The organism is Streptomyces carminius, from assembly GCF_002794255.1.
In the GTDB taxonomy this organism is placed as follows: domain Bacteria; phylum Actinomycetota; class Actinomycetes; order Streptomycetales; family Streptomycetaceae; genus Streptomyces; species Streptomyces carminius.
In genome coordinates, this window is sequence record NZ_PGGW01000005.1 from 86,958 (window position 1) to 105,723 (window position 18,766).

Annotated in this window: 20 protein-coding genes; 9 read left to right on the top strand and 11 right to left on the bottom strand. The window is 73.2% G+C overall.

Annotated elements, in window-relative coordinates; genetic code table 11:
- Positions 1-19: 19 nt before the first annotated feature.
- Together CUT44_RS00385 and miaA are read right to left on the bottom strand one after the other, a co-directional pair.
- The gene (locus tag CUT44_RS00385) at positions 20-499 is read right to left on the bottom strand and encodes a hypothetical protein (RefSeq protein ID WP_233221048.1); all 480 of its coding nucleotides are present in this window, start codon (positions 497-499) and stop codon (positions 20-22) included.
- Between the two features lie 107 nt (positions 500-606).
- Positions 607-1,548: a tRNA (adenosine(37)-N6)-dimethylallyltransferase MiaA gene (gene miaA, locus CUT44_RS00390; RefSeq protein WP_100200058.1), complete on the bottom strand. Its 942-nt coding sequence runs from the start codon at positions 1,546-1,548 to the stop codon at positions 607-609.
- 128 nt (positions 1,549-1,676) lie between these two features.
- On the opposite strand from miaA, the gene CUT44_RS00395 reads away from it, so the two are divergent.
- Positions 1,677-1,967, top strand: a complete 291-nt coding sequence (locus CUT44_RS00395) for an antitoxin (RefSeq protein WP_100200059.1) — start codon at positions 1,677-1,679, stop codon at positions 1,965-1,967.
- Between the two features lie 46 nt (positions 1,968-2,013).
- Here the strand turns inward: CUT44_RS00395 and CUT44_RS00400 are convergent, their stop codons facing one another.
- Positions 2,014-2,721, bottom strand: a complete 708-nt coding sequence (locus tag CUT44_RS00400; protein WP_100200060.1) for a class III extradiol dioxygenase subunit B-like domain-containing protein — start codon at positions 2,719-2,721, stop codon at positions 2,014-2,016.
- A 77-nt stretch (positions 2,722-2,798) separates the two neighbouring features.
- The gene (miaB, locus tag CUT44_RS00405; RefSeq protein ID WP_100200061.1) at positions 2,799-4,304 is read right to left on the bottom strand and encodes a tRNA (N6-isopentenyl adenosine(37)-C2)-methylthiotransferase MiaB; all 1,506 of its coding nucleotides are present in this window, start codon (positions 4,302-4,304) and stop codon (positions 2,799-2,801) included.
- A 102-nt stretch (positions 4,305-4,406) separates the two neighbouring features.
- Between miaB and CUT44_RS00410 the strand changes: the two genes are divergently transcribed.
- Positions 4,407-5,405 carry a TAXI family TRAP transporter solute-binding subunit gene (locus CUT44_RS00410; RefSeq protein WP_100200062.1) on the top strand — a complete coding sequence of 333 codons (999 nt, stop codon included), beginning with the start codon at positions 4,407-4,409 and terminating at the stop codon, positions 5,403-5,405.
- 113 nt (positions 5,406-5,518) lie between these two features.
- On the opposite strand, the gene CUT44_RS00415 is transcribed toward CUT44_RS00410, so the two are convergent.
- Both CUT44_RS00415 and CUT44_RS00420 read right to left on the bottom strand, forming a co-directional pair.
- Positions 5,519-6,946 carry a sensor histidine kinase gene (locus CUT44_RS00415; protein WP_100200063.1) on the bottom strand — a complete coding sequence of 476 codons (1,428 nt, stop codon included), beginning with the start codon at positions 6,944-6,946 and terminating at the stop codon, positions 5,519-5,521.
- Between the two features lie 33 nt (positions 6,947-6,979).
- Positions 6,980-7,711 carry a response regulator transcription factor gene (locus CUT44_RS00420; protein ID WP_100200064.1) on the bottom strand — a complete coding sequence of 244 codons (732 nt, stop codon included), beginning with the start codon at positions 7,709-7,711 and terminating at the stop codon, positions 6,980-6,982.
- A 263-nt stretch (positions 7,712-7,974) separates the two neighbouring features.
- Here CUT44_RS00420 and CUT44_RS00425 point away from each other — a divergent pair, with 263 nt between their 5' ends.
- The 7 genes from CUT44_RS00425 to CUT44_RS00455 all read left to right on the top strand — a co-directional run bounded on the left by CUT44_RS00425 (position 7,975) and on the right by CUT44_RS00455 (position 15,344).
- Positions 7,975-8,748: an amino acid ABC transporter ATP-binding protein gene (locus CUT44_RS00425; RefSeq protein WP_100200092.1), complete on the top strand. Its 774-nt coding sequence runs from the start codon at positions 7,975-7,977 to the stop codon at positions 8,746-8,748.
- Between the two features lie 50 nt (positions 8,749-8,798).
- The gene (locus CUT44_RS00430) at positions 8,799-9,629 is read left to right on the top strand and encodes a glutamate ABC transporter substrate-binding protein (RefSeq protein ID WP_199185521.1); all 831 of its coding nucleotides are present in this window, start codon (positions 8,799-8,801) and stop codon (positions 9,627-9,629) included.
- A gap of 93 nt (positions 9,630-9,722) precedes the next feature.
- Positions 9,723-10,400 carry an amino acid ABC transporter permease gene (locus tag CUT44_RS00435; RefSeq protein WP_100200066.1) on the top strand — a complete coding sequence of 226 codons (678 nt, stop codon included), beginning with the start codon at positions 9,723-9,725 and terminating at the stop codon, positions 10,398-10,400.
- A complete protein-coding gene (locus tag CUT44_RS00440; RefSeq protein WP_100200067.1) occupies positions 10,397-11,308 on the top strand; it encodes an amino acid ABC transporter permease in 912 nt (303 codons plus the stop codon). Before CUT44_RS00435 ends, CUT44_RS00440 begins: the two co-directional genes overlap by 4 nt.
- A gap of 168 nt (positions 11,309-11,476) precedes the next feature.
- Positions 11,477-13,135, top strand: a complete 1,659-nt coding sequence (locus CUT44_RS00445) for an FAD-dependent monooxygenase (protein WP_100200068.1) — start codon at positions 11,477-11,479, stop codon at positions 13,133-13,135.
- A 119-nt stretch (positions 13,136-13,254) separates the two neighbouring features.
- Positions 13,255-13,986: an ArsR/SmtB family transcription factor gene (locus CUT44_RS00450; protein ID WP_100200069.1), complete on the top strand. Its 732-nt coding sequence runs from the start codon at positions 13,255-13,257 to the stop codon at positions 13,984-13,986.
- Positions 13,983-15,344, top strand: a complete 1,362-nt coding sequence (locus CUT44_RS00455; protein WP_100200070.1) for an MFS transporter — start codon at positions 13,983-13,985, stop codon at positions 15,342-15,344. Before CUT44_RS00450 ends, CUT44_RS00455 begins: the two co-directional genes overlap by 4 nt.
- A gap of 67 nt (positions 15,345-15,411) precedes the next feature.
- Here CUT44_RS00455 and recX read toward each other — a convergent pair whose 3' ends face one another.
- From recX to CUT44_RS00480, 5 genes are all read right to left on the bottom strand, one after another.
- Positions 15,412-15,945, bottom strand: coding sequence for a recombination regulator RecX (recX, locus tag CUT44_RS00460; protein WP_100200071.1), 534 nt, complete (start codon positions 15,943-15,945; stop codon positions 15,412-15,414).
- Positions 15,946-15,948: 3 nt separating this feature from the next.
- The gene (gene recA / locus CUT44_RS00465) at positions 15,949-17,085 is read right to left on the bottom strand and encodes a recombinase RecA (RefSeq protein WP_100200072.1); all 1,137 of its coding nucleotides are present in this window, start codon (positions 17,083-17,085) and stop codon (positions 15,949-15,951) included.
- A 215-nt stretch (positions 17,086-17,300) separates the two neighbouring features.
- Positions 17,301-17,495, bottom strand: a complete 195-nt coding sequence (locus CUT44_RS00470) for a DUF3046 domain-containing protein (RefSeq protein WP_100200073.1) — start codon at positions 17,493-17,495, stop codon at positions 17,301-17,303.
- A gap of 104 nt (positions 17,496-17,599) precedes the next feature.
- Positions 17,600-17,908 carry an AzlD domain-containing protein gene (locus CUT44_RS00475; protein WP_100200074.1) on the bottom strand — a complete coding sequence of 103 codons (309 nt, stop codon included), beginning with the start codon at positions 17,906-17,908 and terminating at the stop codon, positions 17,600-17,602.
- Entirely contained in the window at positions 17,905-18,663 is a 759-nt protein-coding gene (locus tag CUT44_RS00480; RefSeq protein ID WP_100200093.1) for an AzlC family ABC transporter permease, read from the bottom strand. The genes CUT44_RS00475 and CUT44_RS00480 overlap by 4 nt, the downstream gene beginning before the upstream one ends.
- Positions 18,664-18,766 lie beyond the last annotated feature (103 nt).

Consider the following 18,766-nt stretch of genomic DNA (forward strand, 5'->3'; position numbering starts at 1 on the left):
TGCCCGCGCGGGAGCGGATTCAGCGCAGCCGGGCGACGCGCCACACGGCCAGCAGCACCAGGACCGCGGCGACCAGCGCGTACAGGGCGACCAGGCGCCAGTCGGGGCGCTCGCCGGAACCACGCGGCGGCAGCCCGGGCCAGCCGAGCCCGGCGCGGCGGGCGGCCATCATGCCCCAGCCGGCGGCGGAGCAGCTCAGCAGCAGCCCGAGCATGGCGACCACCGCTCCCCCGTCACCGAGGCCGAAGGCGAGCGGAAAGGCGAACATCAGCGAGCCCGCGGCCCCCACGGTCACGATCGGGACGAGCTGCCACAACTGCAGCCGCCGGGGCGGGCGGAGCTCGCCGTAGGACTCGCCGTCCGCCGCGGGGGTGTCCAGGTCCGCCAGCTCCGTCAGATCCGCCGCCTCTTCGAGGGCTTTCGGAGCATCGCTGTCCGGATCGTCGGCCCGAAGCGGCTCGACGACCGGCTCGTCACTGCTACGAGGGCCGGCCTCCATCGCCACGCGCCCTCCCAACTCCGGCTCTGCGGCACGTTCGAAGGTCGATGATGGCACGTCCGGGCGGCTGTCCAGGCTCCTCGGGGCGTCCCGATGCCATCACGTGATCAGGCTGTGACCGCTCGTTCGAGCAGGGCCAGAGCGCGCTCGGGAAGGTTCTCGCGGCGGTCGGCGGCGCCGCTGAGCCAGCACACCCGCGGGTCGCGGCGGAACCAGGAGTCCTGGCGCCGTGCGAAGCGTTTGGTGGCGCGCACCGTCGCGGCGCGCGCCTCCTCCTCGGTGCACTCCCCCGCCAGCGCGGCCAGGATCTGCTGGTAGCCCAGGGCACGCGAGGCGGTGAGCCCTTCGCGCAGCCCGGCGCGCTCCAGTTCGCGCACCTCCTCGACCAGCCCGGCCGCCCACATCCGGTCCACCCGGCGGGTGATGCGCTCGTCGAGTTCCGGCCGCTCGACGGCGACGCCGATCTGGAGGGTGTCGTAGACGGGGTCGGGACCGGGCAGGTTGGCGGTGAAGGGGCGCCCGGTGAGTTCGATGACCTCCAGTGCCCGGACGATGCGGCGGCCGTTGCCGGGCAGGATCGCGCGGCCGGCCCCGGGGTCGGCGGCGGCCAGCCTGGCGTGCAGCGCCTCCGGACCCAGTTCGGCCAGTTCGGCCTCCAGCCGGGCCCGTACCGCCGGGTCGGTGCCGGGGAACTCCAGGGCGTCGACGGCGCCGCGCACGTACAGCCCGGAGCCGCCCACCAGCACGGGCGTACGCCCCTGGGACAGCAGGCGGTCGATCACGGCGCGGGCCATCCGCTGGTACTCGGCGACGCTGGCGGTGACGGTGACGTCCCAGACGTCCAGGAGGTGGTGCGGGACGCCCTGCCGCTCGGCGGGCGTGAGCTTGGCGGTGCCGATGTCCATGCCGCGGTAGAGCTGCATGGAGTCGGCGTTGATCACCTCGCCGCCGAGATGCCGGGCGAGGGCGACACCCAGGTCGGACTTCCCGGCGGCGGTGGGGCCGACCACGGTGATGACACGGGGAACGGCGGGGGGCGGGCTGCTCACGGGGCAAGTCTCCCAAACGCCCGGCGGCCGCTCCGGACGGGTCGTGGAACGCCCGCGGCAGGGCCCGCCCGCCACCGCGGACCACCCTTCCGGAAAGCGTGGATTCACCCGAAAGAGTAGGGTTTGGAATGAACAGGGAAGTTTTCAACGTGCTTCCCGCACTGTCCGCGGTCGTCGGCGCGGGGCCGGGAGGCCGGGGAGACGAGGTGACCGCCATGGGGATCATGGGCAGGGTCAAGGACATGATGCACCGGCACGGCGACAGGACCGGCCGGGGCACGGAGAGGGCCGGCGGCACGGCCGACACCAGGACCGGGGGCAGGCACCGGCGCCCCACCGGGACGGGCGGCGGCCGGGCCCGCCGGGCGGCGGAGCGGATCTCCCGCGAGCGCCGGGGCAGGGGCGGTCCCGCCGCCTGACCGGTTCCGTCCCCGGGGGCGGGCCCGGCCGGGCGGCGGGGCGGGGTTACGGCCAGCTCGCGACCAGATAACCGACTCCGTACGGCGCCCGGTCGTACAGCAGCCGTCCCGCCAGGTCCGCGCCCTCCGCCGCCCCGGCCAGCACCTGCCAGCAGGACCGGCCGGACGCGCCCAGCTCGTAGGCCAGTTCCTCGTCCAGGGCCAGCAGCCCGGCGGTGTCGGCGGCGGCCAGGGCACGGGCCGCGGCGGAGTCGAAGGCGGCGGCCCGCTCGTCGAAGTAGCCGGGCGCCTTCACCGTCCGGCAGGTGGTGCCGTCTCCCATGACCAGCAGCGCCACCCGCTCCGGTCCGGCCGCCAGTTCCCGCCCGGCGGCCGCGCACCGCTCACGGGGCAGGGGCTCCCCCACCCCCAGTCCCTCGACGGGCGCGGCGCCCCACCCGGTGCGCTCCAGCAGCCAGGCGCCCACGGCCAGGGACGGCGGCAGCGGGCGGTCGGCGGGCCCGCCCGTCCCGAGACGGACCTCCAGGTCCACGCCGAAGGGCCGGAAGGACCCGGTGGCGCCCGCGGGGTGCCGGCCCCGGCCCGCCGGTTCGGCGGGTCCGACGACCACGAGCCGGTCGGGACGCGCGGCGGCCAGGACGGCGATCGCGTCGTAGCAGGCGGCCCGGGCGTCGTCCATCTCCTGGGCGGCGGCGCCCGCGATCTCGGGCACCAGCAGCGGCGGACAGGGGCATACTGCGGCGGCGGCAAGCATGCCGCCGAGCCTATCGCCGCACCGCCCAACCGCCAGAGGGCGTGCGGGAGACGGCCGGGCGGTCCGTCCGTACGTGCTCAGCCGGCGTGGCAGCCGTCCGGCGCGGCGGGCAGCGGCTCCGGGACGCCGACGGCCGGCAGGCCGAGCAGCACGCTCTTTCCGCCGGACGCTGCCCCCGAGGGCCCCCCGGGCGCGGCGGTGCGCCGCTCCCAGGCGTCGCCGGCGCGGGTGCGCCGCACCCCGAGCACCGGGCCCTCGGCCAGGAGGTGGTGCGGGGCGGCGTAGGTGATCTCCACCGTGGCCATGTCCCCCGGGCGCGGCACGTCCCGCTCGGGACGGGTGAAGTGCACCAGCCGGTTGTCGGGGGCACGGCCGGACAGCCGCCGGGTGGCGCCGTCCTTGCGGCCCTCGCCCTCGGCGACCATGACCTCCAGGGTCCGCCCGGTCTGCTTCCCGTTCTCCGACCAGGAGATCTCCTCCTGAAGGGCGACCAGACGCTCGTACCGCGCCTGCACGACCTCCTTGGGGATCTGCCCGTCCATCTCGGCGGCCGGGGTGCCGGGGCGCTTGGAGTACTGGAAGGTGAACGCCTGGGCGAAGCGCGCCTCGCGGACCACGTGCAGGGTCTGCTCGAAGTCCTCCTCGGTCTCGCCGGGGAAGCCCACGATGATGTCGGTGGAGATCGCCGCGTCGGGGATCGCGGCCCGGACCTTCTCGATGATCCCCAGGTAGCGCTCCTGCCGGTAGGAGCGGCGCATCGCCCGCAGCACCCGGTCGGAGCCGGACTGCAGCGGCATGTGGAGCTGCGGCATCACGTTCTCCGTCTCGGCCATGGCGGCGATGACGTCGTCGGTGAAGTCGCGCGGGTGCGGGGAGGTGAAGCGGACCCGCTCCAGGCCGTCCACCTGCCCGCAGGCGCGCAGCAGCTTGGAGAACGCCTCGCGGTCGCCGATGTCGGACCCGTAGGCGTTCACGTTCTGCCCCAGCAGCGTGATCTCGGTGACGCCCTCGGCGACCAGCGCCTCGACCTCGGCGAGGATGTCGCCGGGCCGGCGGTCCTTCTCCTTGCCGCGCAGCGCCGGGACGATGCAGAAGGTGCAGGTGTTGTTGCAGCCGACCGAGATGGAGACCCAGGCCGCGTACGCGCTCTCCCGCCGGGTCGGCAGCGTGGAGGGGAACGCCTCCAGCGACTCGGCGATCTCGACCTGCGCCTCCTGCTGGACGCGGGCCCGCTCCAGCAGCACCGGCAGGCTGCCGATGTTGTGGGTGCCGAAGACCACGTCGACCCAGGGCGCGCGCCGCACGATGGTGTCGCGGTCCTTCTGCGCCAGGCAGCCGCCGACCGCGATCTGCATGCCCGGCCGGGACGTCTTCTGCGGCGCGAGCCGCCCGAGGTTGCCGTACAGCTTGTTGTCGGCGTTCTCCCGCACCGCGCAGGTGTTGAAGACGACCACGTCGGCGGCCTCGGCGTCCTTGGGCGCCCGGACATAGCCCGCGTCCTCCAGCAGGCCCGACAGGCGCTCGGAGTCGTGGACGTTCATCTGGCACCCGTAGGTGCGCACCTGGTAAGTCTTCGCACTCATCTCAGTCGACAGGGTACGTGTTCGCGTCCCGCCCCCGCCTCCCCCTTCTGTTGTTCCCCGCCGCTGTTCCCGCCGTGCGCCGGCCCTGGCAGGATCGGTGCCATGGTCTCGCCGTCCCTGCGCCGCCCGGGAAGACGCCGGCTGCTGACGGCCGCCGCCGCGGCGGCGGCCGCGCTGGCACTGCTGCTGTGGTGGCTGCCGCCCGGTGGCGGACCGGAGCCCGGCGGGCCGGTGGCCTTCACCACGGGCTCCCGGGGCGGGGTGTACGAGCGCTACGGGCAGATGCTCAAGGAGCAGCTGGAACGCGACCTGCCCGAGGTGGAGGTGACGCTCCAGACCAGCGCGGGCTCCGTGGAGAACCTCGACCGGCTGGTCTCCGGCAAGGCATCGTTCACCATCGCCGCGGCCGACGCGGTCGCGGCCCACCTGGAGTCGGGAAAGCCCGGCGCCGACCGGCTGCGGGCCTGCGCACGGCTGTACGACGACTACATCCAGCTCGTCGTCCCGGCCGACTCGCCGGTGCGCTCCGCCAAGGACCTGGCGGGGCTGCGGGTGGGCATGGGACAGCCGCGCTCGGGGGTCAGCCTGATCGCCGGGCGGCTGCTGCGGGCCGCCGGGCTGGACCCGGCGAAGGACGTCGTACCGGTGCCGGAGGGCATCGGCCGGCTGCCGGACCTGCTGACCCGCGGTGAGCTGGACGCCTTCTTCTGGTCGGGCGGGCTGCCGACCGGCGCGGTCGAGGAACTCGCCGAGGAGACCGAGATCCGGCTCGTGCCCCTCGGCGACCTGGTGCCGGCGCTGCACGCGCAGGAGCCCCGGACCCGCTACTACCGGGCCGCGCTGATGCCCGCCGACGCCTACCCGTCCGTCCAGGACGGCAACGCGGTCGAGACCATCGCGGTGGCCAACCTGCTGGTCGCCACGGAGGGCACGGACGACACACTGACCGAGGAGGTCACCCGCTCGGTGATCAACAGCCGGGACCGCATCGGCCGCGAGGTGCACGCCGCCCAGAAGGTCGATCTGCGCACCGCCATCCACACCCATCCGCTTCCCCTGCACCGGGGCGCCGAGCGCTACTACCGGTCCGTCAAGTCCTGAAGCCGGACCGGCCGGGGGTGCGGGGCGGGGGTGCGAGGCGGGGCCGGGGCCGTCGCGGCTTCTCACTTCTCGTCGTCCTCCGCCGTCCTTCACCGTCCTCCGCACTCCCTGCGTCACTCCTCCTCCGGCGCGTTCCGCGGCAGGCTGATCACCACCCGCAGTCCGTGCGGCTCGTTGGGGGTGAAGGAGATCCCCGCCCCGCCCGCGGCGAGCAGCGCCCGGCAGATGGACAGCCCGAGTCCGGACCCGGAGACGTTCTGGTGGCGGCCGCTGCGCCAGAAGCGGTCCCCGATCCGGCCGAGCTCCTCCTCGGTGAGTCCGGGACCGCGGTCGGCGACCTCGACGGTCACCCGCGCACCGGCGGAGACGACCGCCACGGTGACCGACTCCCCCTCCGGGGTGAACTTCAGCGCGTTGTCCACGACCGCGTCCAGCGCGCTGGACAGCGCGACCGGGTCGGCCCACCCCGTCACCGCGCCGTTGCCCGCCACGCGCAGCGAGACACCCTCGCGGTCGGCGACCGGCCGCCAGGCGGCGACGCGCTCGGCGGCGAGGCCGGCCACGTCGGTCAGCCGCAGGTCGGCACGGGCGTGCTCGGCCAGCGCCAGGCCCAGCAGGTCGTCGAGCACCCTGGCCAGATGCTTGCCCTCGGCCCGTACCGAGGCGATCTCCTCGTTCCCCTCGGGGAGCTCCAGGGCCAGCAGGTCGATGCGCAGCAGCAGGGCGGCGAGCGGATTGCGGAGCTGGTGCGAGGCGTCGGCGACGAAGGCGCGCTGCTGCTCCAGGGCGTTCTCGACGTGGTCGGCCATCTCGTTGAAGGACCGTGCCAGGCGCCGCAGCTCCGGCGGCCCGCTCGAGGCCGCCACCCGGGACGCCATCCGCCCGGTGGCGATGTCGTGGGCGGCCCGGTCCAGCACCCGCACCGGCGCGAGCACCCAGCCGGTCAGCCGGACGGCCACGGCGACCGCCACCAGCATGGCGGCCGCCTCCCCGGCGGCCAGCGGCAGCCAGTCCCGCAGGATGCGGGAGCGCATCGGACCGGTGGGCGAGTCGGTCAGCACGACGGCGACGACATCGCCGTCGCGGACGACCGGCGAGGCGATCGCCAGCCTGCCCCGCTCCCAGGGCCACACCTGGGCCGGGTCGTGGCTGCGGCGCCCGACCAGCGCCTCGGCGAAGGCCCCGGCGCCCTCCTCGTCCGCGGGGACCCGCCAGTGGCCCGGTGCCGCGGCCATCGCGGTGCCGTCGCGGTAGAAGACCCCGGCGCGGATGCCGTACAGCTCGTGGTAGCGCTCCAGCTCGTCGCGGAGCATGGCCAGCCGCTCGTTCTGCTGCCGGGCCTCGGCGGTGGTGGGGCTGTTCGCCGGGGGGCGGATGGTGACGTACTGGGCCAGGGACGCGAAGCGGGCGGTGTCGTCGATGCGGTCCACCACGACACGCTGCTGCTCGGCGGCGGCCATGCTCGCGGCGAGCGGGAAACCGAGGGCGAGCAGCACACCGGCCATCAGCACGATGAGGATGGCGAGCAGACGGGTACGCACGGGAGCGGTCCGAACCTTCCGGGCCTGCCGGTCTCAGCCGGTCGGGGCGATGAGCCGGTAGCCGACGCCGCGCACCGTCTCGATGAGGGCGGGCAGCCTCAGCTTGGCGCGCAGCGAGGCGATGTGCACCTCCAGGGTGCGGCCGGTGCCCTCCCAGCTGGTGCGCCAGACCTCGCTGATGATCTGCTCACGGCGGAAGACGACGCCCGGGCGCTGGGCGAGCAGCGCGAGCAGGTCGAACTCCTTGCGGGTGAGGGTGACCACCTCCCCGTTCACCGCCACCCGGCGGGTGGCGGTCTGGATGGTCAGCGGTCCCAGGCACAGCTCCCGCGCGCCGTCCGGGCCGCCCGTCCCGTCCCGGCCGGTACCGTCGGCCGCCGCGGTGGTGGTGGCGGCGCCGGTGCGGCGGCTGACGGCGTGGATGCGGGCGAGCAGTTCGGCGGTGTCGTACGGCTTGACCACGTAGTCGTCGGCGCCCAGGTTGAGGCCGTGCACCCGGGAGCGCACGTCGGCCCGTGCCGTGACCATGATCACGGGGGTGGTGGTCAGCCGCCGGATGCGTCCGCACACCTCGAAGCCGTCGGTGTCGGGCAGACCGAGGTCGAGCAGCACCACCTCGAAGGGCGCCGCCACGCCGTCGGGCAGCAGGCGCCTGAGGGCCTCCTCACCGCCGCGGGCGTGCACCACGTCGAAGCCGTGCCGGGTGAGCACCGCGGACAGCGCCGCGGCCACCCGGTCGTCGTCCTCGACGAGCAGCAGTCTCATGGCTCCCCCTCCGCCGGCTCTCCCCGGCCTCTCCGGGCCCTCCCCGGCGCCACAGGCATCCACGCCGATCCGGCACGGTACGTCAAGACCGCCCCCGTTCACCCTCACGCTATGCGGTGGATACACCACGCGGTAAGGCATTCGAGCGATACGTCCGGTTGCCACCCGATCGTTATGCTCAATTTCAGCTCAGATGTGATGACGCTGCTCAGCGGCGGTCACTAAGGTCCCCTCAACCGACGAGGACGGAGCGAATGACGCCGATGAGCAACGTATCGGTGACCGAGGACGCCGCGCTGGCGGAGGATCTGGTCGTCCTGAAGAACGTCGACAAGCACTTCGGTGCCCTGCATGTCCTCCAGGACATCAACCTCACCATCGGACGCGGTGAGGTCGTCGTCGTCATCGGGCCCTCGGGATCCGGCAAGTCCACGCTGTGCCGCACCATCAACCGCCTGGAGACGATCGACTCCGGGACCATCCTCATCGATGACAAGCCCCTGCCCGCCGAGGGAAGGGAGCTCGCCCGGCTGCGCGCCGACGTCGGCATGGTGTTCCAGTCCTTCAACCTCTTCGCGCACAAGACGGTGCTGGAGAACGTGACGCTGGGCCAGCTCAAGGTCCGCCGCGTCGGCAAGAAGGAGGCGGAGGAGAAGGCCCGCAGTCTCCTGGACCGGGTCGGGGTGGCCAACCAGGCCGACAAGTACCCCGCCCAGCTCTCCGGCGGCCAGCAGCAGCGCGTGGCCATCGCCCGCGCGCTGGCGATGGACCCGAAGGTGATGCTCTTCGACGAGCCGACCTCCGCGCTCGACCCCGAGATGATCAACGAGGTCCTGGAGGTCATGCAGCAGCTGGCGCAGGGCGGCATGACGATGGTCGTGGTCACCCACGAGATGGGCTTCGCCCGCTCCGCCGCGAACCGGGTCGTCTTCATGGCCGACGGGCGGATCGTCGAGGAGGCCACTCCCGACCAGTTCTTCAGCAACCCGCGCAGCGACCGCGCCAAGGACTTCCTGTCGAAGATCCTTCACCACTGAGCCCGGCTCAGCGGAACCACGTACGACTCGAGATCCCAGGGATGTTCACCATGACTCTCCGCAAAGCCGGCCTCGCGGCCGCCACGGCACTCGCCCTCTCCCTGACCGCCACGGCCTGCGGCGGAGGCGACAGCGGTTCGGGCGGCGACAAGATCAACATCGGTATCAAGTTCGACCAGCCGGGCCTGGGCCTGAAGACCCAGGACGGCGACTACACCGGCTTCGACGTGGACGTGGCCAAGTACGTCGCCAAGGAGCTCGGCCACGAGGAGGGGGACATCACCTGGAAGCAGGCCCCCAGCAACGAGCGCGAGAACATGATCGCCAACGGTGACGTGGACTTCATCGTCGCCACCTACACGATCAACGACGAGCGCAAGGAGCGGGTCAGCTTCGCCGGGCCGTACTTCCTCGCCCACCAGGACCTGCTGGTGCGCGCCGACGACAGCACCGTCCGGAGCGAGGACGACCTGAACACCAGCGAGCTGAAGCTGTGCTCGGTCACCGGCTCCACCTCCGCGCAGAACGTCAAGAACGACTTCGCCCCGAAGGCCAACCTGATCAACTACGGCGGCTACTCGGAGTGCCTGACCGGTCTGGAGAACAAGACCGTCGACGCCCTGACCACCGACGACTCCATCCTGGCCGGCTTCGCCGCGCAGGAGGAGCACCAGGGCAAGTTCAAGCTCGCCGGTCTCAACCTCAGCGACGAGCCCTACGGCATCGGCCTGAAGAAGGGCGACACCGAACTGCAGCAGAAGATCAACGACGCCCTGAAGAAGATGGTCGACGAGGGTGCCTGGGAGGAGGCCGCCAAGAAGCACTTCGGCCCGGCCAACTACGAGTACGAGGCCGCCCCGGAGATCACCGAGAAGAGCTGACCTGGCGGATGTCCGCGGTGCGCCGCCCGATGCGGGCGGCGCACCGCGCCCTCCGACGAGACGCCATCCGACGAGGCGAGAGCGCGGGAGAACGTGTTCGACTTTCTTGATTCCGGGCAGTACGACGTGCTCGGAGCCTTCTGGGTGACGGTGCAGCTCACCTTCTACTCGGCGATCGGCTCCCTGGTCTGGGGAACGGTCCTGGCCGCCATGCGGGTCAGCCCGGTGCCGCTGATGCGCGGCTTCGGCACCACGTATGTCAACCTCGTGCGGAACATTCCGCTGACGGTCATCATCCTGGCCGCCTCCCTGGGGCTGTTCCAGACTCTGGGCATCACGCTGACCGGCAGCGACGACTTCAAGGTGATCGGCTTCCGGCTGGCCGTACTCGGCCTGGCCGCCTACCACGCCACCTTCGTCTGCGAAGCGCTGCGGTCCGGCATCAACACGGTGCCCGTCGGACAGGCCGAGGCCGCCCGCGCCATGGGACTGAGCTTCTTCCAGGTGCTGACGCTCGTCGTCCTCCCGCAGGCCTTCCGCTCCGTGGTGGCGCCACTGGCGAACGTCCTGATCGCCCTGACCAAGAACACCACGGTGGCGGCGGCCATCGGGGTCTCGGAGGCCGCGCTGCTGATGAAGGAGATGATCGAGACCGAGAGCGACGCCCTCTTCCTGATCTCCGCGATGTTCGCCTTCGGATTCGTTGTCCTGACCCTGCCCACCGGCATGTTGCTGGGCTGGGTGAGCAAGCGCGTGGCGGTGAAGCGATGAGCGACATGTCCGTTCTCTACGACGCGCCCGGCCCGCGGGCCAGGGCGCGCAACATCCTCTACTCCGTGGTGTTCCTCGTCCTCCTCGCCCTCGCCCTGTGGTGGGTGCTGGACGCCATGGCCGACAAGGACCAGCTCGACGGGGAGAAGTGGAGCCCGTTCGTCACCGACGGCCGGGTGTGGACGACCTACCTGATCCCGGGTCTGCTCAACACCCTCAAGGCGGCCGCCCTGTCCATCCTCATCGCGCTCCCGCTGGGCGCGCTGTTCGGGGTGGCCAGGCTCTCGGATCGCCGGTGGGTCCGTATGACCGTCGGCGCCGTGGTGGAGTTCTTCCGCGCCATCCCGGTGCTGCTGATGATGTTCTTCGCCAATGCGGCGTACGCGCAGTTCACCGACATCTCCTCCGATCTGCGCCCGCTGTACGCGGTGGTGACGGGTCTGGTGCTCTACAACGCCTCGGTCATCGCCGAGATCGTCCGGGCGGGCATTCTCTCCCTGCCCTCCGGCCAGACCGACGCGGCCAAGGCCATCGGTATGCGCAAGGGCCAGCTCATGGTCTACGTACTGCTGCCGCAGGCGGTCACCGCGATGCTGCCCGCGTTGGTCAGCCAGCTCGTCGTGATCGTCAAGGACACGGCACTGGGCGGTGCGCTGCTGGGCTACGAGGAGCTGCTGAACCAGGTGCGGTTGATCGCGGCCAACTACGGCGCGAACACCATCGCCGCCTTCACGGTGGTCGCGCTGCTCTTCGTGGTGCTGAACTTCCTGCTCACCACCTTCGCGGGCTGGCTCGAGGGCCGGCTCCGGCGCGGCAAGCGGTCGAGCGGCGCGGTGCTCCACGGCGGCGCCGACACGGAGATGGAGTTCGACGAGCCCCATGTCGAGCCCCCCGCCGGGAAGCGGTAACGGCTGGGCAAGGGGCCCGCGCCCGCTCGACGCCCACTGCCTGTGCCCCCGTCGCTTGACGGGGGCACAGGCAGTGGGTTGCATACGTTGTGTGATCGTGCACCGGGCTCCATCGGCTCCACCCCTCTCATTCATCAAGAACCACAAGAACTGCGAGGGCCGGACACCGTGGACCCGGTGATCGTCGTCGGCGCGGGCCCGGTCGGGCTCGCGCTGTCGCTGGCGCTCGCGCGTCACGGTGTTCCGTCGGTGGTGTTCGACGCGGGTGACGGCGAGGTGGAGCCGCGCGCGGCACGTACCTGTGTGCTGCGGCCCGACACCGCCGCCCAGGTCGCCCAGGTGTTCGCCCTGGGTGGTGCCCGGTGGGCGGCCTGGCGCATCGAACGGCGGCGGCAGCCGGTGCGGCGGGTGGAACTGGACGCCGACACCTCACCGGTGCATCTGCAGCAGTACGCCCTGGAGCGGAGCCTGCGGGCCGCGCTGGAGCGGGAGTCGCTGGCCCGGATCGTCACCGGGGCCCGGCTGGACGAGCTGGAGCAGGACGGACGGGGGGTCGCGGCACACACCCGGGGGCCGGACGGCACCTGGTGGCGCGGCAGTTACCTGGTGGGCTGTGACGGGGCCCGCTCCACGGTGCGCAAACTGCTCGGCGTCCGCTTCCCCGGGCGCACCTCGGTGGAGCGGCACGCGGTGGCGGCGCTCCGTGTCGAACTGCCCTGGGACGGTGAGGCGCTGCTGCACCGCGAGGTTCCGGGCCGGGGCGACGAGGCGGTGGCGCGTCCGCTGCCGAACGGGGTGTGGCGGCTGGACTGGCTGCTGCCGCCACGCGGCGAGCTGGTCACCCCGGAGGAACTGCTGGACCGGATACGCGGCACCCTGACCGCCTGGTGCGGCGAGGTGCCGCCGTACGAGCTGCTGGACACCGGCGTGTACACCGCGCACCAGCGGCTGGCCCGGCGCTGGCGTGCGGGGCGCGTCTTCCTGGCCGGGGACGCGGCGCGGCTGCTGGGCGCGCTGGGCACCCAGCCGGTCGACGAGGGGCTGCGGGACGCCGCCAACCTCGCCTGGAAGCTGGCGCTGTGCTGGCACCGCAGGGCACCGGAGGAACTGCTCGACAGCTACGGGGCCGAGCGCCGGGGGGCTGTCGGGGCCCGGCTGCGCGCCCTCGACCAGGCGCTGCCGCTGGTGCGCGGGAGCGGCGGTCTGCGCACCCTGCTGCCCGGGGGCTCCCGGGGCCGGCTCGATCTGCTGACGGACGGGCACCTGGGGCGCGGCCCGCTGGGCGCGCCGCCCCGCTACGAGAGTTCACCGCCGGCACCGGACGAGTACACGGTGCCCGGCGCGGTGGAGGTCGGCACCGCGCCGGGCGCGCCGGTGGTGGACGTACCGGTGACGGCCCTGGACGGCACCCGGGAGCGGCTGTGGCAGCGGTTGGGCCGCGGTCTGCTGGTGCTGCTGGTGGCGCCCGGCACCCAGGTGTGGGACAGCCGCCACTGGCTGTCGGCCGGGCTGATGCCGCAGCTGGCCGCCGTGGTGGAACGGCTGCCGCCGGCCGCCGAACTGCTGGTCGCCGAGAGCTATCCGGGCGCGGCCGCCCACACCGTTCTGGTGATCCGGCCGGACGGGCATCTGGCGGCCGCGCTGCCGGGGGCCCGGACGGACGAGCTGCGTGCCTGCGTCGAGGCGGTCCGCGGGGCGGTGGCCCGGGGGCCCGCCGGGGACGGCAAGGGCGACGAGGGCGGAGAGGGCGGAGAGAAGCGCGGGACCGGCGAAGACGCCACCGGACCCGGTACGGGGCGGAGCGGGCGTCCGGCGGACCGGCCCTGACCCGTACCGCCTCCAACGCTCAGCCGCCCGTTCCCGTTGGGTGGCGGCCCACCCGCTCCCCCAAAGATTTTTTGCAAAAATAGTTTTGCAGAGCACTTCCGGCGCTCTACCCTCCCTCCATGGCCGACGAGAAGACGGACAGGGCACGCACTCGCGTACTGCACCCCGAACGGGACGCGGCGGCGCTGAAGGCGCTCACCCACCCACTGCGCATCCGGCTGCTCGGGCTGCTGCGGGAGGACGGCCCCGCGACCGCGACCGAACTCGCGGAGCGGACCGGCCAGTCCTCCGCCTCCACCAGCTACCACCTGCGAGTACTGGCCAGACATGCCTTCGTCGCCGAGGCCGCGCACCGGGACGGGCGGGAGCGTCGCTGGCGGTCGGTGCACACCGACACCGCCTGGGACAACGCGGCCATGTACGCCTCCCCCGGCGGCCGCACCTCCCTCAGCGCGGTACGCGGCCTCCAGATCGAGCATCTGGAGCGGTCCCTGCACCGTCACGAGGAGGACGTGGCGGCCGGTCGGCTCGGGCCGCAGTGGCTGGAACCAGCCGGCATCAGCGACCGGCTGGACCGGCTGACCCCGGAATCGCTCACCGAGCTGCGGGAGACGCTCCGCCGGAAGGCCGATGAGCTGGCGGCCCGCGACGAGGGCGATCCGCGCGCCGAGAAGACCGTCCTGCTCTGGGCCGGGCTGCCCCTGGCAGCGGCCCGCCCCGGTTCCTCCCCCGGCGGCCCCGGCACGGCCCCGGCCCCGAACGCCGAGCCAGGCACAGACGCAGAAGCAGAAGCAGAAACCGTCGACGGTGGCGGCGATCCCGGCGCCCACGGCCGGAACGGTACCTCGTGACCGCGCCGCTGGACCCGGCAACGGCCCGGCGCCGCTTCGCCTCGGTCACCTTCCTCTTCTGGCTCCCGGTCGGGCTGTACATACCCGCGATGGTCCTGCTTTTCGGCCAGCGCGGTATGAGCCTCACCGCCGTGGCCGGACTGTTCGCCGTGTACTCCCTCACCGTCACCGTGCTGGAGCTGCCCACCGGCGGGCTGTCCGACGTCGTCGGCCGCCGCACCGTACTGGCCGCCGCGGGTGTGCTCACCACGATCGCCCTGGTCCTGCAGGCGCTGGGCACCACGGCCTGGGTCCTCGCCCTGGGCCTGGTCCTGGCGGGCACCGGCCGCGCGCTGTCCAGCGGCCCCGCCGAGGCGTGGTACGTGGACACCGTGCAGGCGCACTCCGGACCCGGCGCGGAACTGCGCACCGGGCTGGCCCGCGGAAACACCGCCTCCGCCACCGCGCTGGCGCTCGGCACCCTGTGCGGCGGCGGCCTGCCCTGGCTGCTGGGCCTCGGCCCGGATCCGGGCGCCCGGCTGGACGAGGCCACCGCCGGGCTGGTCCTCCCGCTGTCGGTCCCGGCGCTGCTGGGAGCGGCCGTCGGGGTGGTCTTCACGGTGTACGTCCTGACCGCGCTGCCCGAACCACCCCGTCCCCCGGTCACACTGCGGGGGACGCTGCGGGGCGTCCCGGCCACCGTGCTGGGCGGACTGCGGCTGGGCGGGCGGAACGCCCTGGTGCGCCGGGTGCTGTTGAGTGCCGCCGCCGCGGGGACCGCGCTGGCCGTCATCGAACTGCTCACCCCGGGGCGCTCCGCCGAGCTGACCGGGGCACCCGAGTCGGGTGCCCTGCTCTTCGCCGCTCTCGCCTGCGGCGGCTTCGTGTGCACCGCCCTCGGCAGCCACTGCGCACCGCCGGCCGCCCGGCTGACCGGCAGCGGGGAACGCGCCGTCCTGGCCGGCCTCGGGACCGGGGCCACGGGCCTGCTGCTGCTCGGGGTGACCGTGCTGTGGTCCGGACCGGCCGTCCTGGCCATGGCCGCCACCGGCTATGCCCTGGTCTACTTCGGCATCGGCGTGGCCGGTCCCAACAAGAACGAGCTGCTGCACCGCCGGGTCGACAGCGCCGGCCGGGCCACCGCGTTGTCAGTCCAGTCCCTGGCCCTGCAGTCCGCCGGGGCCCTCGCCGGCCTGGCCGCCGGCGCCCTGCCACGCGGCCCGCTGCCCTGGCTGCTGGCCGGTGCGGCCCTGCTGGCCGGTGCGCTGCTGTGGGCCCGCCGGGCCGACTCCGGGACCGCGGCAGCCCCGGCCGCACCGGTGCCGCCCGCCAGGGGCGCCGTACTGCCACCGGCCGGGGGCACCTCCCGAGCGGGGTGATCCGGAGGCGCCCATGGACGATCAGGCGAACCGGAACGCCGCCCGGTCCGGCTCCGCCCGGTCCCGCTCAGTCCGTCCCGTACAGGCCGTACTCCGTCACGTCCTCGCCCTCCGCCTCCAGCGCCTCCCGAACGATGCGCAGGGCGAGCCCTTCCGGGTATCCCTTCCGGGCGAGCATCCCGGCGAGGCGGCGCAGCCGCCTGTCCCGGTCGAGTCCTCTGGTGGCGCGCAGCTTGCGTGCCACCAGAGCGCGGGCGGTCTCCTCCTCCCGCTCCGGGTCGAGCCGCCCGACGGCGTCGTCGACCAGACCTGGATCCACCCCCTTGTGCCGCAGTTCCCTGGCGAGGGCACGGCGGGCCAGGCCCCGGCCGCGGTGCCGGGACTCCACCCATGCTTCGGAGAACGCCGCGTCGTCGATCAGCCCGACGTCCTCGAACCTGGACAGCACCGATTCGGCCACGTCCTCGGGGATCTCCCGCTTGCGCAGCGCCTCCGCGAGCTGGCCGCGGGTACGCGGGGTGCCGGTGAGCAGGCGCAGGCAGATCGCCCGCGCCCGCTCCTCCGGATCACCGGCAGGAAGGCCCTCCTGTCGTCCCGCCACGGCTCAGCTCTTGGCCGCGGCGCTCTTGGCCGCCTTGGCCCGGGTGGCCGGCGCGGGCACCGCCTTCGCCGCGGTCCCCGCCTCGGCCGGGACCGCCTCGGCCGCCGGGACGTCCGCACCCGGCTCGTTCTCGGGAGTCTCCTTCTTCGGGCCGATGCCCAGCTTCTCCTTGATCTTCCTCTCGATCTCGTTGGCGAGATCGGGGTTGTCGCGGAGGAAGTTGCGGGCGTTCTCCTTGCCCTGGCCGAGCTGGTCGCCCTCGTAGGTGTACCAGGCGCCGGACTTGCGGATGAAGCCGTGCTCGACGCCCATGTCGATCAGCCCGCCCTCACGGCTGATGCCGATGCCGTAGAGGATGTCGAACTCGGCCTGCTTGAAGGGCGGCGCGACCTTGTTCTTCACGACCTTGACCCGGGTGCGGTTGCCGACCGCGTCGGTGCCGTCCTTGAGGGTCTCGATACGGCGGATGTCGAGCCGGACCGAGGCGTAGAACTTCAGCGCCCGGCCACCGGTGGTGGTCTCCGGAGAGCCGAACATCACGCCGACCTTCTCACGGAGCTGGTTGATGAAGATCGCGGTGGTCTTGGAGTGGTGGAGCGCACCGGTGATCTTCCGCAGCGCCTGACTCATCAGCCGGGCCTGGAGGCCGACGTGGGAGTCGCCCATCTCGCCCTCGATCTCCGCACGCGGCACCAGGGCGGCCACGGAGTCGATCACGATCAGGTCGAGGGCGCCGGAGCGGATCAGCATGTCGGTGATCTCCAGCGCCTGCTCGCCGTTGTCCGGCTGGGACAGGATGAGGGAGTCCACGTCCACGCCCAGCCGCTTGGCGTACTCCGGGTCCAGCGCGTGCTCGGCGTCCACGAAGGCGACCGTGCCGCCCATCCGCTGGGCGTTGGCCACCGCGTGGAGGGTCAGGGTCGTCTTGCCGGAGGACTCCGGGCCGTAGACCTCGACCACCCGGCCACGCGGCAGACCGCCCACCCCGAGCGCCACGTCGAGAGCGGTCGACCCGGTGGGGATGACCTCGATGGGCTCGTCCGGCCGTTCGCCGAGACGCATCACGGCGCCCTTGCCGAACTGCCGTTCAATCTGTGCGAGCGCGGCGTCGAGCGCCTTCTCGCGGTCGGTTCCTGCCATGGGTGCCACCCGATTTGCTTGAGTCGATCGCTTCACGTCAAACGACGCTAGCGCCTGCCACTGACAATGGGTCCGGACACCGCCCGGTCCGCCCAGCCACTCTATGAGAATAGTTGTTCGATTTTCGTGTCAAGTCACCCCGAAACCCTGTGGAAAAGCAAGAAAACCCCAGGTCAGCGCGGGAAGAAGCACAACACGCCCGGCCGCCGGGGGGCTCACCTCAGCTCGGCGGGGACGTCCACGGCCCGGCAGACCGCGCGCCAGACGTCCTTCGCCTCCCACCCCGCCTCCAGCGCCTGGTGCACCGTTCGCCCGCCGAGCTCGGACATCACATGATCACGTGCGAAGGAGTCGGCGTACGCCGCACCGAAGTGGGCCGCCATCCGCTCCCAGAAGACCGTCAACCGCATACCCCCAGTATCAGCGGTACGCCCCCGGGCACGGGCACGGTCGGAACCGCGCCGGCGCGGGGAGGCGCCCCCCCCACTCGCGCCTCCCCGCCTCCGCCGTCCCGTCAGCCCAGGGCCCGCACTCCCGCGGTGACCAGGACGGCGGCGGCCACCACCACCAGGAAGGGCGCGCGCAGCACCAGGGCGACCGCCGCCGCGGCGACGCCCGCCGCCCGGGCGTCGACCACCAGCGCGCCGCCGTCCCCTCCGAAGGTCTGCTGCGCGGTGAGCGACGCCAGCAGCGCGACCGGCAGCAGGGCCGCCAGCCGCCGGACCAGCGGGCGCTCCAGAGCCCCCGCGGGCACCGACAGTCCCACCAGCTTCACGAGGTAGCAGCCGACCGCCGTCGCCGCCACCGCGGTCCAGACGCTCATCGCGCACCCTCTTCTTCCGGTTCTTCCGGTTCTTCCGGCTTCTCGTCCGGCTTCCCGCCGGGCTCCTCGCGTGTCCCCGCCCGCCGGCCGTGCACCAGCAGCACCAGCGGGGCGGCCAGCGCCGCCACCAGCACCGGCACCCCGGCCGGGAGCACCGGCAGGAACGCCAGGCCCAGCAGCACCGCGAGCCCGGCCGTGGCCCGTTCCACCGCCGTCCGCAGCATGGGGGCGAGCAGCGCCAGGAAGACGGCCGGACCGGCCGCGTCCAGCCCCCAGGCGCCGGTGTCGCCGAGCGCGGCGGCACCCAGCCCGCCGAGCAGCGTGGTCAGGTTCCACAGCAGGTACAGGCTGGCGCCGGTGACCGCGAAGCCGAGCCGGGCCGTACGCGTGTCGCGCTGGGCGAGGGCGACGGCGGAGGTCTCGTCGATGACCCACTGGGCGGCCAGCGGCCGCACCGCGCGCGGCAGCCGCAGCAGAGTGGACAGCCGCAGCCCGTAGAAGGCGTTGCGGACCCCGAGGAAGAAGGCCCCGGCCGCGGCGGTGAGCGGGCTGCCGCCGGCGGCGAGCGCGCCGACGAGGGCGAACTGCGAGGCACCGGTGAACACCAGCAGGCTCAGCGCGCAGGTCTGCGCGAGGCTCAGGCCCGCCCCGGCGGAGGTCACCCCGAAGGCGAAGCCCGAGAGGCCGACGGCGACACCGACCCCCAGCGCGTCCCGGACGACGGCGCGGTCCCCACCACCGGGCGGCACCTCCACCGGCCGCGCGACCGGCCCCGCGACCGGCCCCGCGACCGGTTCCGTCACCGGCCGCACGGCGTCGCCCGCCGCTCCCGCGACGGCATCCGGCGTGTCCGGGATC

What these genes read in the sequence shown, in the direction of transcription:
- CUT44_RS00425 (WP_100200092.1), top strand. Translation starts at nt 7,975, where the DNA reads ATGAGCAACGTATCGGTGACCGAGGACGCCGCGCTGGCGGAGGATCTG.
- CUT44_RS00400 (WP_100200060.1), bottom strand. Translation starts at nt 2,721, where the DNA reads ATGCTTGCCGCCGCCGCAGTATGCCCCTGTCCGCCGCTGCTGGTGCCC.
- CUT44_RS00475 (WP_100200074.1), bottom strand. Translation starts at nt 17,908, where the DNA reads ATGAGCGTCTGGACCGCGGTGGCGGCGACGGCGGTCGGCTGCTACCTC.
- CUT44_RS00385 (WP_233221048.1), bottom strand. Translation starts at nt 499, where the DNA reads ATGGAGGCCGGCCCTCGTAGCAGTGACGAGCCGGTCGTCGAGCCGCTT.
- miaB (WP_100200061.1), bottom strand. Translation starts at nt 4,304, where the DNA reads ATGAGTGCGAAGACTTACCAGGTGCGCACCTACGGGTGCCAGATGAAC.
- CUT44_RS00430 (WP_199185521.1), top strand. Translation starts at nt 8,799, where the DNA reads ATGACTCTCCGCAAAGCCGGCCTCGCGGCCGCCACGGCACTCGCCCTC.
- CUT44_RS00420 (WP_100200064.1), bottom strand. Translation starts at nt 7,711, where the DNA reads ATGAGACTGCTGCTCGTCGAGGACGACGACCGGGTGGCCGCGGCGCTG.
- recA (WP_100200072.1), bottom strand. Translation starts at nt 17,085, where the DNA reads ATGGCAGGAACCGACCGCGAGAAGGCGCTCGACGCCGCGCTCGCACAG.
- CUT44_RS00395 (WP_100200059.1), top strand. Translation starts at nt 1,677, where the DNA reads ATGAACAGGGAAGTTTTCAACGTGCTTCCCGCACTGTCCGCGGTCGTC.
- CUT44_RS00470 (WP_100200073.1), bottom strand. Translation starts at nt 17,495, where the DNA reads ATGCGGTTGACGGTCTTCTGGGAGCGGATGGCGGCCCACTTCGGTGCG.
- CUT44_RS00440 (WP_100200067.1), top strand. Translation starts at nt 10,397, where the DNA reads ATGAGCGACATGTCCGTTCTCTACGACGCGCCCGGCCCGCGGGCCAGG.
- CUT44_RS00450 (WP_100200069.1), top strand. Translation starts at nt 13,255, where the DNA reads ATGGCCGACGAGAAGACGGACAGGGCACGCACTCGCGTACTGCACCCC.
- CUT44_RS00410 (WP_100200062.1), top strand. Translation starts at nt 4,407, where the DNA reads ATGGTCTCGCCGTCCCTGCGCCGCCCGGGAAGACGCCGGCTGCTGACG.